Here is a 13,390-nt window from a genome sequence, read left to right on the forward strand (position 1 = left end):
TTTAAGCTTCATTCGGCAAGTCATCCGTAAGCACGCCTCGCACGCGCCCGTTCCCCGCCGAACGGCACAGCGATTGCTCCGTTCCTCCACGCGACAGCGTCCGAACCACGACCGCGCGACGGCCGTGTTCCGCCTTTCATCGTCACGGAGGATTCAGCATGGCTGGCAACGGCAGACTCAGTCCGCTCACGTTCTTTACGGCCATTGTGTTTATCGTCATCGGCGTGTTGCTGGCGGCGGGCGGAGCGTATCTCGTTGCGCTCAAAGGATCGTGGTACTACGTGATCGCGGGTGCGGCCATCGTGCTGACCGGGCTCTTGTTGTTGATCCGGCGGCGCTCCGCATTGCTGCTTTTCGCGCTGTTCCTGTTCGCCTCGACGATCTGGGCCGTCGTCGAAGTGCGTTTCGATTTCTGGCAACTGATGCCGCGCCTGTGGATCTGGCTGCTGCTCGCGATCTGGCTGCTGATTCCGTTCGTGCATCGCGGCGCGTTGTTCGGGCCGCCTTCGACATCGCGCGCCGCGCGCACGCCGCTCGCCGCCGCGATCATCCTCACGTTGCTGCTCGGCGTCGGCACCTGGTTCAATCATCCGCACGACCGGCCGGGGCGCATCGACGTGAACGTCGCCGCCGACGCCAATCAGCCCGATGCCAACGCCGCGACCGGCCGCGCGGCGGGCGACTGGGTCGACTATGGCGGCTCGCCGCTCGCGCAGCGTTACGCGCCGCTCGCCCGGATCACGCCGGATAACGCGCATCGGCTAAAGGTGGCGTGGACGTATCGCACCGGCGACATGCCCGGCCCCGACGATCCGACCGAAACCACCGACGAGAACACGCCGCTCAAGGTCGGCGACACGATTTTCCTGTGCACGCCGCATAGCAAGGCGATCGCGCTCGATGCCGCGAGCGGCAAGGAAAAGTGGCGTTTCGATCCGCGGATTCAGAGTCCGATCGGGTTCAAGCATTGGGAGCACATGACTTGCCGGGGCGTCGCTTATTACGATGCGTCGATGCATCCGATGCCCGCTGCCGCCGCGCCCGAAGCCAGCGCGCCCGCCGAAGCCGATGCGGCCTCCGCGCCTGCCGACGCATCCGCGCCCACGGAAGCGTCCGCGCCCGTGCGGACGCCCGCGCAAACCACGGCGCAGGCCGAATGTCCGCATCGCCTGTTCCTTCCGACCGCCGACGCCCGCCTGATCGCGCTCGACGCGGACACCGGCAAGCCGTGCGCGAGCTTCGGAAAGAACGGTGCAATCGATTTGCGCGCGAATATCGGGCCGTTCACGCCGGGCGGCTATTACTCGACCTCGCCGCCGGCGGTGTTCCGCAATCTCGTGATCGTCGGCGGTCATGTGACCGACAACGAATCGAACAACGAGCCGTCGGGCGTGATCCGCGCGTTCGACGTCAATGACGGCCATCTCGTCTGGAACTGGGATCCAGGCAATCCGGACGCCACCGAACCGATCGCGGCGGGCGGCACTTATGTGCGCAATTCGCCGAACATGTGGTCGATGTTCAGCGTCGACGAAAAGCGCGGCATGATTTTTCTGCCGATGGGCAACCAGACGCCCGATCAGTGGGGCGGCGAGCGCACGCCACAGGCCGAGAAGTTCGGCGCGGGCGTCGTCGCGCTCGATGCCGCGACGGGCAAGCTGCGCTGGAACTATCAGTTCACGCATCACGATCTGTGGGATATGGATGTGGGCGGGCAGCCGACGCTCGTCGATCTGCAGACGGCGCAGGGCACGCAGCCGGCGCTGATCGCATCGACGAAGCAGGGCAGCATCTACGTGCTGAATCGCGAAACCGGCCAGCCGATCGTGCCGATCAGCGAAGTCGCGGTGCCGGGCGGCGCGGCGAAAGGCGATCACACCGCGCCGACGCAGGCCGTTTCCGCGCTCAACTTCAACCCGCCGCGCGTGACGGAGGCGGACATGTGGGGCACGACGCCGTTCGATCAGCTTTGGTGCCGCATCAAGTTCAGGAGCCTGCGCTACGACGGGCCGTACACGCCGCCGTCGGAGCAGGGGTCGCTCGTGTTTCCGGGTAACTTCGGCGTATTCGACTGGGGCGGGATTTCCGTCGATCCGGTGCGGCAGATTCTGATCGCGAATCCGGACTACATGGCGTTCACGTCGAAGCTGATTCCGCGTGACAAGATTCCCGAGGACAACGGCGAGAAGAAAGGCAGCGAAACGAGCGGCATCAAGCTCGCGCGCGGTACGCCGTTCGGCTTTGAGATCAGCGCGTTTCTTTCACCGCTCGGGATTCCGTGCCAGGCGCCGCCGTGGGGCTACATCGCGGGCGTCGATCTGCGCACGCAGAAGATTGCGTGGATGCACAAGAACGGCACCATCGTCGACAGCGCGCCGCTGCCGATTCCGATGCCGCTCGGCGTGCCGAGCCTCGGCGGGACGATCGTGACGGCGGGCGGCGTCGCGTTCCTGACGGGCACGCTCGATCAATACGTGCGCGCCTACGACGTGCGCGACGGCAAGAAGCTGTGGGAGGCGCGTCTGCCGGCGGGCGGTCAGGCCACGCCGATGAGCTACGCCGATGCAAGCGGCAAGCAATATGTGCTCGTGACGGCGGGCGGTCATGGCTCGCTCGGCACGAAGGCGGGCGATTATGTGATCGCCTATACGTTGCAGTGAATGCGAAAAAAAGCGCGGGAATTTCCCCCGCGCCTGCACGTTACGTCCGGCGATAAGCCTCGGCCATGAGCGCGCTGACCTTGGCGCGCGCGCTCAGCGCATTGCGGACGGCGGCGACGATGAAGGAAACGAGGGCGATCGGCGTGGCAGCGATGATTCCCATGATGAACTCCGTACTAGGGGTAACTAACTAGGTAATAACCCTAGGTTAGCACATTATGACGCATTGCAACAAATATCTTTCGGGGAATTGACCGTACGCAAAGGCGAAACGCTCTGAAGGAGCATCCACATGAAGACGCACTTTCCGGCTCGTATCGCGGCGGTCGGCGCCGTTGTGCTCATCGCGGCGATCGTCGTCGCGTGCAGTGGCGGTTCCGGCGATAGCGCAACTTCGTCTGCGGCGAGCGGCGGCGCGCCGGCGGCGGCATCGAGCCCGTCGGGGGCATCGAGCCCGGCGGCGGCATCGGCGCCTCTGGCTGCGGTGTCGAAAGATGTCGTCACCTGGCACAACGACATCGCGCGCACCGGACAGCAACTCGCGGAAACCGTCCTCACGCCGGCGAACGTCAATCAGCGTACTTTCGGCAAGCTCGCGCTCTTTTCCGTCGATGGCGCCGTCGACGCGCAGCCGCTCTTTCTGGCGGGCGTACCGATCGCGGGCGGTACGCGCAACGTGCTCTACGTCGCGACGGAAAACGCCAGCGTCTACGCTTTCGACGCCGACAGCGGCGCGGTGCTGTGGAAAGTCTCGACGCTCGGCAGCGGCGAGTCGCCGAGCGACGACCACAACTGTCATCAGATCACGCCGACAATCGGTGTCACGGCGACGCCGGTCATCGACCGGACGCGCGGCCCGAATGGCGCGATGTATGTCGTCGGCATGTCGAAGGATGCGTCGGGCGCGTATCACCAGCGCATTCACGCGCTCGATGTCGCGACGGGCGCCGAGCTCTTCAACGGCCCCACCGAAATCCGGGCGACGTATCCGGGCAACGGCGCGGGCAGCCAGAACGGCACGCTGACGTTCGATCCCGGCCAGTACGCCGAGCGCGCGGCGTTGCTGCTGCTGAACGGCGTCGTCTACACGGCGTGGACTTCGCATTGCGACTTCATGCCGTACACCGGCTGGGTCATGGGCTACGACGCCGCGACCCTGCAACAGGCGAGCGTGCTGAACCTCACGCCGAACGGCCAGATGGGCTCGATCTGGATGAGCGGCGCGGGCCTCGCATCGGACGGCCAGGCGATCTTTTTCCTCGACGCCAACGGCACCTTCGATCCGACGCAAAACGCGCAGGAGATGCCGATCAACGGCAACTTCGGCAACGGTTTTTTGCGGCTGGAAACGTCGCCGCTCAGGGTGCAGGACTATTTCGAGCCGTCGAACACGGTGCAGGAGTCGAACGAGGACGAAGATCTCGGTTCCGGCGGCGCGATGGTGCTGCCGGACTTCACCGATGCGGGCGGCACGGTCCGGCATCTGGCGATTGGCGCGGGCAAGAACTCGACGATCTACGTCGTGAACCGCTTCTCGATGGGCAAGTTCGATTCGAACGCGGACCACATCTATCAGGAACTCGTCGGCCAGATTCGTGGGGCGATGTTCGGCGCGCCCGCGTATTTCAACAACACGGTCTATTTCGGCGCGGTCGGCGACAGCATTCGGGCGTTCGCGGTCAGCAACGCGTTGCTTTCGGCGACGTCGACGAGTCAGACGTCGAATGCGTTCGGCTTCCCCGGCGCGACGCCGAGCATTTCCGCGAACGGCACGGCGAACGGCATTCTGTGGGCCGCGGAGAACGGCGCGACAGGCGCGCTGCACGCCTACGACGCGGCCAATCTCGCGCGCCAGCTCTACAGCAGCAACGACGCCGGCACGCGCGACCAGTTCGGTGCGGGCAACAAGTTCATCACGCCGATGATCGCGAACGGCAAGGTGTATGTCGGCACGAAGAACGGCGTCGCCGTGTTCGGGCTGTTGTCGAAATAGGATCGGCGCGCGAACGCGGCGCCGGGCGTGACGCCGCGAGCGCGCCGCAACTAGCCGAAACGCCGTGGAACGGTCGCGAAGTCATGTTAAGCTCTCGGTTCTTCGCTGGGGAGTAGCCGGCTTTCCTGCACAGGGAAAGCGCTCATGTCAACACGCTCGGTCGTTCAGGCCGTGGCATGAGCAGCCATCAAAGGTTGGCAAGACCATCGACAGAATTCGCGACCGGTCGGGCGCGCGTTCTGTCGTTCCATCTTGCCCGACCAGAGCGCTACTCGATGAATCTCGCCTCCACAATTTTTCTAGCCTTCGCCATGTCCACCGACGCGTTCGCCGCAGCCGTCGGCAAGGGCGCGACCCTGCACAAGCCGCGCATCGCCGAAGCGTTGAAGACCGGCGTGATCTTTGGCGTGATCGAAGCCCTGACGCCGCTCGTCGGCTGGGCGCTCGGCAGGGCGGCCGCGCAGTATGTCACCGCGTGGGATCACTGGATCGCGTTCGGCCTGCTCTTCCTGCTCGGCGCGCGCATGATCCGCGAAGGTTTCAGCAGCGTGAGCCACGAAGCGGAAAAGCCCAATTCGCATTCGTTCTGGGTGTTGGCGCTCACCGGTTTCGCGACCAGCATCGACGCGATGGCGGTCGGCGCGGGCCTCGCGTTCATCGATGTCGATATCTTCTCGACGGCCGCGACCATCGGTTTCGCGACGATGCTGATGGTGACGGTCGGCGTGATGGTCGGCCGGCTCGTCGGCGCGACGATCGGCAAGCGGGCGGAAATCGTCGGCGGGCTGATTCTGATCGGCGTCGGCAGCGTCATTCTGGCCGAACATCTCGGCCATCTCGGCTGAGGATGCGCGCCTTGCCGCCGCGCGGCGTGAGAATCGCGAGCACGGCGGCGACGATGAAAAGCGCGGGCACGTCGCCCGCCAGATGACCGAGGTGGCGCCCCGCGCCGCCGAACGACTGCACGGCCATGATCGCGCCGTGCACGACGCTCGACCACACCGTGAACCAGATGAGGCTCAGATGCCTCATCGGCTCGCGCGATGCGATCAGCAGGAAAACGCCGAGCGTCGCGTAGATGCCGACGATCATCATCGCGTATTCCGAATGGCCTTCGTGGCCGGCATCCCACGCCCATCCAGAAGGCCAGAGCAGCATGAGCGGATAGAAGGCGAAGAGCGCGATCAGCCCGACGACGGCGAGCACGATGCGCAGGCAGGCGAGGCGACGGGCGTCGTTCATGGCGGCTCCTTGGCGGCGCGACATGAGCGACAAGATACCGCGAAGCGCACCGCGAAAGCCATCGATGGCGGCAGGCGTTTCCACCAAAAATCGGCGCAAATAAAATAACAACGACTGCCATTAGGCCGATACGATTCATCATTCCACTGCCTTCAACCACAAATCCAGCACGTCATGCCACGTCCGATTTCCGCGCGCATCCATCTCGACGCCATCCGACAGAATCTTCAACTTGTCAAACGCACGGCGCCGTCGTCGCGCGTGTGGTCCGTCATCAAGGCGAATGCTTATGGTCACGGCATCGAGCGCATTTATCCGGCGCTCGATGAAGCCGACGGCATCGCGCTGCTCGATCTCGATGAAGCCGTGCGCGTGCGCGAACTCGGCTGGAAAAAGCCGATTCTTTTGCTCGAAGGCGTTTTCGAGCCCGCGGATGTCGAAACGGCGGATCGTCACCGGCTCACGGTCACGGTGCATTGCGACGAGCAGCTTGCGTTGCTGAAGGCGGCGCGGCCGAACGAGCGCATCGACATACAGTTGAAGATGAACTCGGGCATGAACCGGCTCGGCTATCGGCCGGGCGAATTCGTCGAGGCTTGGAAAAGGGCGTCGGATATCGCGGCGATCGGCTCGATCGGCCTGATGAGTCACTTCGCGAACGCCGACGAAGGCGCGATCGACTGGCAGATAGACGAATTCGAAGCGGCCACGCGCGATCTTCCCGGCACGCGCTCGCTGTCGAATTCGGCGGCGGTGCTGTGGCATCCGCGCGCGCATCGCGACTGGGTGCGGCCGGGCACCATCCTCTACGGCGCCTCGCCGACGGGCTGCGCGCGCCACATCGAGCATTTCCCGTTGCGCGCGGCGATGACGCTCGAGAGCCGCATCATCGGCGTGCAGACGCTCGCGGCGGGCGAGACGATCGGCTATGGCCGCACTTTCACCGCGGATCGCGCGATGAAGATCGGCGTGGTCGCATGCGGCTACGCGGACGGCTATCCGCGTCACGCGCCGACGGGCACGCCCGTCATCGTCGATGGCGTGCGTACGCGCATCGTCGGACGCGTGTCGATGGACATGCTCACCGTCGATCTCACGCCGTGTCCGGCTGCGGGCATCGGATCGCCGGTGGAACTATGGGGCGAACGCGTCCGGGTCGATGAAGTGGCCGAACCGTCCGGCACGATCGGCTACGAGTTGATGTGCGCGCTCGCGCGGCGCGTGCCCGTCGCGATCGACGCGGGCGTTTCGAATCGGGCAGAAGCGCATTCGGCATGACGCTCACGATGACGCGTCTCGAAGGCAGTGCTTACGTTCGAAAATGCGCGATCACATCGGCGAGGATTTCGATGCCTTTGCGGATCTGCTCGACCGGCACGCTCGCATAGCCGAGGATGAGCCCGGCCGTCCGGTTCGACGTGCCGCCGCACGGCGCGACATGAAGCGGCGACACCGGATAGACGCCCACGCCCTTCGCATGCGCGGCGGCGACGAGCGCGGCTTCGTGCGCCGCGTCGATGAAGGGCAGCCACAGCGTGACGTGCAATCCGGCAGCCGTGCCCGTCGCGTGCGCGCGCTTCGGAAGAAGATCGGCGATGGCGTCGAGCAAGGCCGCGCGCCGCCGTTCGTATTCGCGCCGCACGCGCCGCACGTGACGCTCATACGCGCCGCTTTCGATTAGCGCCGCGAGCACGCGCTGATCGATGACGGCCGAATGACGATCCGCGAGCCGCTTCGCCTGACGGAACGCCGGCACGAGATCGTGCGGCAGGATCATGTAGCCGAGCCGCAGATGCGGCGAGAGCGCCTTCGAAAACGTGCCGATGTAGATCACGCGGCCATTCGTATCGATCGATTGCAAGGCGTCGATCGGGCGCTGGCCGTATCGGAACTCGCCGTCGTAATCGTCTTCGATGATCCACGCGTCGTGCCGTTGCGCCCATTCGAGCAATTCGAGACGGCGGCCGATCGGCAGCACGCCGCCCAGCGGAAACTGGTGCGATGGCGTCACGTACGCGAGCCGCGCGCGTCCATCGGCGGGAAGGCGGCGCGTATCGAGACCGTGTTCGTCGACGGGCACCGGCAGCGCCACGCCGCCCGATGCCTCGAAGCAATGCCGCGCGATCAGATAGCCGGGATCTTCGAATGCGAAGGCGTCGCCGGGATCGAGCAGCAGGCGCGCGCAAAGATCGAGCGCCTGCTGCGTGCCGTTCACGACGACGATCTGATCGCTATCGCAGACGAGCCCGCGCGCGCGGCCGAGATACGCCTGCAACGCGCGCCTGAGCGACGCATCGCCTTCGGGCGCGACGTAATAGAGGCTATGCGGTTGATGCAGCAGTTCGGCCTGATACGCGCGTTTCCAGATCAACGAAGGAAAGTCGCGCGCGGACACTGCGCCGTACAGGAAGTTGATGCTGCCTTTCGTCACTTGCGCGAGAACGGGCATCGGCAGTGTAGAAACGCGCCGGCCATAGGCGGAAAGCGCGGGCGCGGTGCGTTCGGCGCGCGCGGGAATCGGCGGCGCGAGCGGCATCGGCGGCGTGGCGACTCGCGCCACGCGTCCCGCCGACGTGACGAGAAAGCCCTCCGCCGCGAGCTGTTCGTACGCTGCCGTGACAGTCGTGCGCGAGACGCCGAGATCGGCGGCCAGCGCGCGCGTAGAAGGTGCGGGAGCGCCGGCGGGCAACGTGCCATCGGCGATCTGGGCGCGCAGCAGATCGTAAATGCGCCGTCCGGTGCCGATGGCGTCTTTCGACTGGACCATGAAAATTGCTCGAAACTGGATCTTCTTATTGTGCCTGTTTCGGGCGATAGTGACGGGGTTCCGCCACTTTCCATCGGGCATCCAGGATGTATATTCCGCCGCATTTCGCCGAGACTCGCCCTGAAGAGCTGCATCGGATCATTCGTGCGCATCCGCTCGGAATGCTGGTGACGCACGACGCCGCCGGTCTCGACGCCAATCACATTCCGTTCGAATTCGATCCGGCGCAGGGCGAGCATGGCTTGCTGACGGCGCACGTCGCGCGCGCCAACGACGTGTGGCAGCGTTGCCCGGGCGGCACGCCCGTCATGGTGATTTTTCGCGGCGCGGAGGGTTATGTCTCGCCGAACTGGTATCCGAGCAAGCATGAGACGCATCGGCAAGTGCCGACGTGGAACTACGAAGTCGTGCACGCGCACGGCGTGCTCACCGTGCGCGACGACGAGCAGTTCGTGCGCGGTCTCGTCGCGCGTCTGACGCGGCGGCACGAGGCGAACGAGCCGAAGCCGTGGAAGATGGGCGATTCCGAGCGCGAATTCATCGATGGGATGCTGCGGAATATCGTGGGCATCGAAATCGCGGTGACGTCGCTTGTAGGCAAGTCGAAACTGAGTCAGAACAAGGAAACGCGCGATCGGATCGGCGCCGCGGATGCGCTCGACGCGCGGGGGAAAGGGGAGCTGGCACGGGTGATGGGGCGGGCGGGAGACTAGTTCATGGCTTTTATTGCTTTTCTGATCGCGGCGATCGTTCTCGCCATTACGCCCGGTCCGGGCCTCGCGTATGTCGTGGCTCGCACTGTCGCTGGTGGTCGTTCCGAAGGCATGGCGTCGTGTCTCGGCACGGCGGTGGGCGGTCTCGTCCATGTGGCCGCGGCGGCGCTCGGGCTATCCCTGTTGATCGCGCGCTCGGCGACGCTCTTTAGCGTCGTGAAGTACGTCGGCGCGGCGTATCTGATTTATCTGGGCGTTCGGCTTCTGTTTCGCGAAGGCGAAGCGGGCGGCGTCGCGCCGGTTGCATCGCACGGTGCGCGGCGTGCGTTTCGCGAAGGCGTCCTGGTCGAAGCGCTCAACGTCAAGACGGCGCTGTTTTTTCTCGCCTTTCTTCCGCAGTTCGTTTCGCCGGGGCATGCGCTGATTCCGCAACTGGCGATGCTCGGGAGCATTTGCGTCGTGCTTAATACGCTTGTCGACGTGGGCGCGGTGCTCGCCGCTTCGCGTCTGCTGAAGTCGAGCGCCGCACGCGTCGCGCGCGCGAGGATGCTCACGCGGACCTCGGGCGTCGTCATGCTGGGATTGGGTGGATATCTCGCGTTTGCGCGGAGGGCGATCCCGAGTTAGGGAACCGGCCTCACGCGATTATCTGTTGCTCGCATGACCTTCCCTGAAGTGGGCTTCTAATCAATACTGCCGTGACTTTCGACGGCAAGCACACGGCTGCCGCAGGCGGTCAGATGCCCATCCAGCGCGACGCCATTGCCGTTCGTGTCGATCAACATATCGGAACACTGAATGATCGGGTTCGTGCCGTGTTCGGGGCATGTCACCAAGTCGCCCATTCTCGCGACCCCGCGGCCCTTGATGTCCATCGTGTCGGAGCCCGTGATGATGCGGCCGCCGTGGGTGGTCGCGTCGCCTACGCATGCTATTGAAGTCATTTTCGTTATCGTGCGGTTAGAGGTTTTTCCAGATCGGTTCAGCGCTTGCGCCGGACAATTCGAAGATGAAGAATTTCACCGCGTCGAAATAGTCGGTGAATATGCAAGGATTGAACGAGGCGCCTCGCTCGTCGACGCATACGACCCAGTAACCATCTTCCTCGGACAGGCGCAACTCTCCAAACCCGATATGCGGGTCGTCACCTAAGCGGTAGGAATCACGCCTGATACCGCGAGCGCCAAGTTCAGCGGCGATGGCGTCGAGTAGCCTTTGCTGGTCGATGCCTTGACCAACATGAATCTCGTACGCCTTCTTGAGATGAATATCCATCGATCAACTCCTTTGTTCATCGTCGTCTCAGGAAGGCCCGTAGCTTTTCTTGCTCGACGCTAACGACATGTTCACCCACGGCAAGACCACCGGGCAGACGTGTATCTTACGGACGCTCCGTCCTTCTGGCATGTTTCCATTGTCGAGTCTCTCTAGCGGCCTTCGATGATTCTTCGATTGCGACGATTCGATTCGTCTACCTTGACTTGAATATCCCGATCGGCGGCAACGGCGTTGAGTCCGCCCGTAAGGCCAATCAGGTCCTTCGATATGAATCTGCCCGTCGCCGGATCATCGTACGGATGCCGGTTGTAATGAAGCCCCGTCTGACTTCGCCTGGACACAAACTCCTCGCGCGCAGGCCGCAGTCCCTTATCCAGCAAGCCGTCCAGCTCGACGAGCTCATGCACGAGAGAATTTTTTTGTAGACGCGATTCTAGACGCTCATCGGTAGCCCGAACTATGCGACTCGTCCGAGTAACGCTTGCTCGTTACCCGCAGTGGCTGACGGCGGCCGCAGGCCGACCGCAGACGCGGCGGAACTTGGCCGAAGCACACCGATGCGCCACGTTCGCGCAAGTCTTCGCCCACCGCGCCCGAATCCGTCAAGGCCGCGCAGCGCCCGAAGGGCTTGGTCTTGACGGTCATCGGTTCACCACGCTCGTTTTTCGTCGCTCTTGGCGCGCGGATGGCGCAGTTCCGCGAAGCTCGCGAATCTTAAAGCACGTCCACACGATACGGAACGCTTCGTGACCGTTCAGCAGTCGCAGCGCGAGAGCCGCTCGACCAAACCCTACTGGCAGCGAACCGAGCCGCCGTGTTTTCCGCGGCTCAAACTCGCCGGGCCATGGATCGAGCAGGCAGGATTCACAGCAGGGCAGCGCGTCAAGGTCAATGTTGAACATGGGCGGCTGATCATTACCGCCGAGTAGACGAAGGGCCGCGTAGCGGCCCTTCGAACTTAAAGATTAGCGATTCTCGACGTTGTATCTAGCTACTCTTGAGACGTCTTCATCTGGGTCATCGAAGAGCCCGCGGACTATCGATATAGGTGCCTTTTTGTTTGAGGCGATGCCTTGCCGAACCACTGGATCCGGATCTCTCGCGAGGAGCTCAAACAACTCCACCGATAGTTTCCGCTTTACGGCAACGCTACGTCTGACATCAGATTCAAACTGGCAGAGCTCCGTCAATATTTCCAACGGAACAGTCTTGTTATGAGCAACCCATTTCCTGTAGCCCGGGAACCTCGAAATCACATCTTTCCAGACAGATACAGGAGCCTCTTCGTTAGCGGCTCGGTCGTACTCTTCCTTCATGAGACTATCTCTTAGCGCTATGAATTCTTCAGCAGACTGGATCATCTTGAGTCCTTGCACTGCAATGAATCAAGATTAACGTTTTTCCCGGTATCGCTCTTATGTTTACTCATGTAGTCGCCGTAAACATCGGCGTCAGCGACCCAAGCTCCATTCTTATCATAGACTTTCCAAGCGCTATTGCCATGCCCGGTTTGATCTTCGGACCACCACATGCCCGTGCTCGGATCGCGCAAGTATTTAGCGTAACCAACGCCTGATACATTGCCTGCGCAAACTCGATCAAATCGATTTATTTCCCATTCCTTTCTACAAGAGCACTTAGAATTTTGATTCGGCTTGTTTGACGTTTGCTTTCGTCCCGCTATCGCAGGAGTCTTCGATAAGCCAAACGGATCAACCCACTCGATCGGGTTCGGCGCATACTGATACGCGTTGAGTCCACCGGCCAGCCCAATCGGATCCTTCGAGATGAACCGCCCGCTCTGCGGATCATAGTACCGATGCCGATTGTACGTCAGTCCCGTCTCGTCGTCCGCGTATTGGCCTTGGAACCGGATAGCGTTATCCGCTTCGGCCGGATCTGTCTTGCCATAGGGCGTTGGTTTCCTTCCGCCCCACGCCTTATACCGCGCCAGCCACACAACCTTACCCGACTCGTCGAGCAACTCCTGCGGCGTGCCAAGGTGGTCATTCTGATAGAACACCGTCGCATGGCGGCTCTTCGCCGGAACCTGAACGAAACCGCCATCCGTACCCGTCGCGAGGAACGCAGGTTCGACCAGCTTTTCGTCGAGACGAGCGAGCGGCACGAACGTCCCCGGTTCGTGCAGATAGAGCGACGCGCGCGTCCACTGATGGCTCACGTCCAACGTATGCATGCGCTGCGCGACCGGCAGCGAATACGCGTCCTGCGCGTCCTCTCGCACTGTCTCATAGCGGGCATTCGCGGACTTGCGCTCGCGTCCATATTCGCGCGGCAGCTCGTCAAAGCGCTCTTCCATGAGCAGCACATCGCCGTCCCATGTGAAGACGGTTAGCTCGGTTGCGCCTGTCGCGCCTCTGACTTCCTTCGCCACGCGCCGCCCGAATGCGTCGTAGGTATAGCTTGCGGCAACATCGAACGGCGCAGTGCCAGAAATCCACCGAGTAGAACCATCCGTGTTCCTCTCACGTCGATCGATCTCGTTCGCCGCTGGCGGCTTCCCGTAGCGCTTGGCCTCCGTGAGCCGGTTTTGCTTGTCGTAGGCATAGACCCACGTCACGCCATTAGGCTCGGTCTTGCGGCTCAGGTTGCCGCGCTCGTCATACGCGTAATGCGTGCGGTTCAACTCCTTCAGCACGTTGCCGATGCACTTCGGCAACGACTGTTCCCATGCATGAAGCTTCTTATCATCGTCGGAGCGGCGTTGATCCCACTG

The 13,390-nt window shown here is 63.1% G+C and carries 14 protein-coding genes and 1 riboswitch; of the genes, 7 read left to right on the forward strand and 7 right to left on the reverse strand.

Going from position 1 to position 13,390, the window contains the following annotated elements; genetic code table 11:
- Positions 1–158 precede the first annotated feature (158 nt).
- The gene (locus NCR93_RS24415) at positions 159–2,660 is read left to right on the forward strand and encodes a glucose/quinate/shikimate family membrane-bound PQQ-dependent dehydrogenase (protein WP_175981975.1); all 2,502 of its coding nucleotides are present in this window, start codon (positions 159–161) and stop codon (positions 2,658–2,660) included.
- A 40-nt stretch (positions 2,661–2,700) separates the two neighbouring features.
- Here NCR93_RS24415 and NCR93_RS31945 read toward each other — a convergent pair whose 3' ends face one another.
- A complete protein-coding gene (locus tag NCR93_RS31945) occupies positions 2,701–2,823 on the reverse strand; it encodes a hypothetical protein (protein WP_268811544.1) in 123 nt (40 codons plus the stop codon).
- Positions 2,824–2,952: 129 nt separating this feature from the next.
- Between NCR93_RS31945 and NCR93_RS24420 the strand changes: the two genes are divergently transcribed.
- Together NCR93_RS24420 and mntP are read left to right on the forward strand one after the other, a co-directional pair.
- Positions 2,953–4,653, forward strand: a complete 1,701-nt coding sequence (locus NCR93_RS24420; protein ID WP_175981973.1) for an outer membrane protein assembly factor BamB family protein — start codon at positions 2,953–2,955, stop codon at positions 4,651–4,653.
- Positions 4,654–4,753: 100 nt separating this feature from the next.
- Positions 4,754–4,920: riboswitch (yybP-ykoY riboswitch) on the forward strand.
- 8 nt (positions 4,921–4,928) lie between these two features.
- Positions 4,929–5,498, forward strand: a complete 570-nt coding sequence (gene mntP, locus NCR93_RS24425; RefSeq protein ID WP_008347414.1) for a manganese efflux pump MntP — start codon at positions 4,929–4,931, stop codon at positions 5,496–5,498.
- Here mntP and NCR93_RS24430 read toward each other — a convergent pair.
- Positions 5,464–5,895, reverse strand: a complete 432-nt coding sequence (locus tag NCR93_RS24430; RefSeq protein ID WP_008347415.1) for a DUF6632 domain-containing protein — start codon at positions 5,893–5,895, stop codon at positions 5,464–5,466. The genes mntP and NCR93_RS24430 overlap by 35 nt on opposite strands.
- Before the next feature lie 174 nt (positions 5,896–6,069).
- Here NCR93_RS24430 and alr point away from each other — a divergent pair, with 174 nt between their 5' ends.
- Entirely contained in the window at positions 6,070–7,173 is a 1,104-nt protein-coding gene (gene alr, locus NCR93_RS24435) for an alanine racemase (RefSeq protein ID WP_175981971.1), read from the forward strand.
- A 31-nt stretch (positions 7,174–7,204) separates the two neighbouring features.
- On the opposite strand, the gene pdxR is transcribed toward alr, so the two are convergent.
- Positions 7,205–8,662 carry a MocR-like pyridoxine biosynthesis transcription factor PdxR gene (gene pdxR, locus NCR93_RS24440; RefSeq protein WP_175981970.1) on the reverse strand — a complete coding sequence of 486 codons (1,458 nt, stop codon included), beginning with the start codon at positions 8,660–8,662 and terminating at the stop codon, positions 7,205–7,207.
- Positions 8,663–8,748: 86 nt separating this feature from the next.
- Here pdxR and NCR93_RS24445 point away from each other — a divergent pair, with 86 nt between their 5' ends.
- Together NCR93_RS24445 and NCR93_RS24450 are read left to right on the forward strand one after the other, a co-directional pair.
- Positions 8,749–9,375 carry an FMN-binding negative transcriptional regulator gene (locus tag NCR93_RS24445; RefSeq protein ID WP_175981968.1) on the forward strand — a complete coding sequence of 209 codons (627 nt, stop codon included), beginning with the start codon at positions 8,749–8,751 and terminating at the stop codon, positions 9,373–9,375.
- Between the two features lie 3 nt (positions 9,376–9,378).
- Positions 9,379–10,002: a LysE family translocator gene (locus NCR93_RS24450; protein ID WP_175981966.1), complete on the forward strand. Its 624-nt coding sequence runs from the start codon at positions 9,379–9,381 to the stop codon at positions 10,000–10,002.
- Positions 10,003–10,058: 56 nt separating this feature from the next.
- On the opposite strand, the gene NCR93_RS24455 is transcribed toward NCR93_RS24450, so the two are convergent.
- Both NCR93_RS24455 and NCR93_RS24460 read right to left on the reverse strand, forming a co-directional pair.
- Positions 10,059–10,319 (reverse strand): PAAR domain-containing protein, encoded by a 261-nt coding sequence (locus NCR93_RS24455; protein ID WP_175981964.1) that lies wholly within the window; start codon positions 10,317–10,319, stop codon positions 10,059–10,061.
- Positions 10,320–10,335: 16 nt separating this feature from the next.
- Positions 10,336–10,650 carry a hypothetical protein gene (locus NCR93_RS24460; RefSeq protein WP_008347423.1) on the reverse strand — a complete coding sequence of 105 codons (315 nt, stop codon included), beginning with the start codon at positions 10,648–10,650 and terminating at the stop codon, positions 10,336–10,338.
- A gap of 749 nt (positions 10,651–11,399) precedes the next feature.
- Between NCR93_RS24460 and NCR93_RS24465 the strand changes: the two genes are divergently transcribed.
- Positions 11,400–11,582 carry a SymE family type I addiction module toxin gene (locus NCR93_RS24465; RefSeq protein ID WP_239295583.1) on the forward strand — a complete coding sequence of 61 codons (183 nt, stop codon included), beginning with the start codon at positions 11,400–11,402 and terminating at the stop codon, positions 11,580–11,582.
- Positions 11,583–11,618: 36 nt separating this feature from the next.
- Here the strand turns inward: NCR93_RS24465 and NCR93_RS24470 are convergent, their stop codons facing one another.
- Complete coding sequence (locus NCR93_RS24470) at positions 11,619–12,014, reverse strand: hypothetical protein (protein ID WP_175981960.1); 396 nt, start codon at positions 12,012–12,014, stop codon at positions 11,619–11,621.
- Positions 12,011–13,390: RHS repeat-associated core domain-containing protein (locus tag NCR93_RS24475; RefSeq protein ID WP_250532296.1), on the reverse strand; the 1,380-nt coding region annotated here is incomplete at its 5' end. The genes NCR93_RS24470 and NCR93_RS24475, both read right to left, overlap by 4 nt.

This window comes from Caballeronia sp. ATUFL_F1_KS39 (assembly GCF_023630985.1).
Classification (GTDB): domain Bacteria; phylum Pseudomonadota; class Gammaproteobacteria; order Burkholderiales; family Burkholderiaceae; genus Caballeronia; species Caballeronia zhejiangensis.

What these genes read in the sequence shown, in the direction of transcription:
- pdxR (WP_175981970.1), bottom strand. Translation starts at nt 8,662, where the DNA reads ATGGTCCAGTCGAAAGACGCCATCGGCACCGGACGGCGCATTTACGAT.
- NCR93_RS24460 (WP_008347423.1), bottom strand. Translation starts at nt 10,650, where the DNA reads ATGGATATTCATCTCAAGAAGGCGTACGAGATTCATGTTGGTCAAGGC.
- NCR93_RS24455 (WP_175981964.1), bottom strand. Translation starts at nt 10,319, where the DNA reads ATGACTTCAATAGCATGCGTAGGCGACGCGACCACCCACGGCGGCCGC.
- NCR93_RS24415 (WP_175981975.1), top strand. Translation starts at nt 159, where the DNA reads ATGGCTGGCAACGGCAGACTCAGTCCGCTCACGTTCTTTACGGCCATT.
- alr (WP_175981971.1), top strand. Translation starts at nt 6,070, where the DNA reads ATGCCACGTCCGATTTCCGCGCGCATCCATCTCGACGCCATCCGACAG.
- NCR93_RS24445 (WP_175981968.1), top strand. Translation starts at nt 8,749, where the DNA reads ATGTATATTCCGCCGCATTTCGCCGAGACTCGCCCTGAAGAGCTGCAT.
- NCR93_RS24430 (WP_008347415.1), bottom strand. Translation starts at nt 5,895, where the DNA reads ATGAACGACGCCCGTCGCCTCGCCTGCCTGCGCATCGTGCTCGCCGTC.
- mntP (WP_008347414.1), top strand. Translation starts at nt 4,929, where the DNA reads ATGAATCTCGCCTCCACAATTTTTCTAGCCTTCGCCATGTCCACCGAC.
- NCR93_RS24470 (WP_175981960.1), bottom strand. Translation starts at nt 12,014, where the DNA reads ATGATCCAGTCTGCTGAAGAATTCATAGCGCTAAGAGATAGTCTCATG.
- NCR93_RS24450 (WP_175981966.1), top strand. Translation starts at nt 9,379, where the DNA reads ATGGCTTTTATTGCTTTTCTGATCGCGGCGATCGTTCTCGCCATTACG.
- NCR93_RS24420 (WP_175981973.1), top strand. Translation starts at nt 2,953, where the DNA reads ATGAAGACGCACTTTCCGGCTCGTATCGCGGCGGTCGGCGCCGTTGTG.
- NCR93_RS31945 (WP_268811544.1), bottom strand. Translation starts at nt 2,823, where the DNA reads ATGGGAATCATCGCTGCCACGCCGATCGCCCTCGTTTCCTTCATCGTC.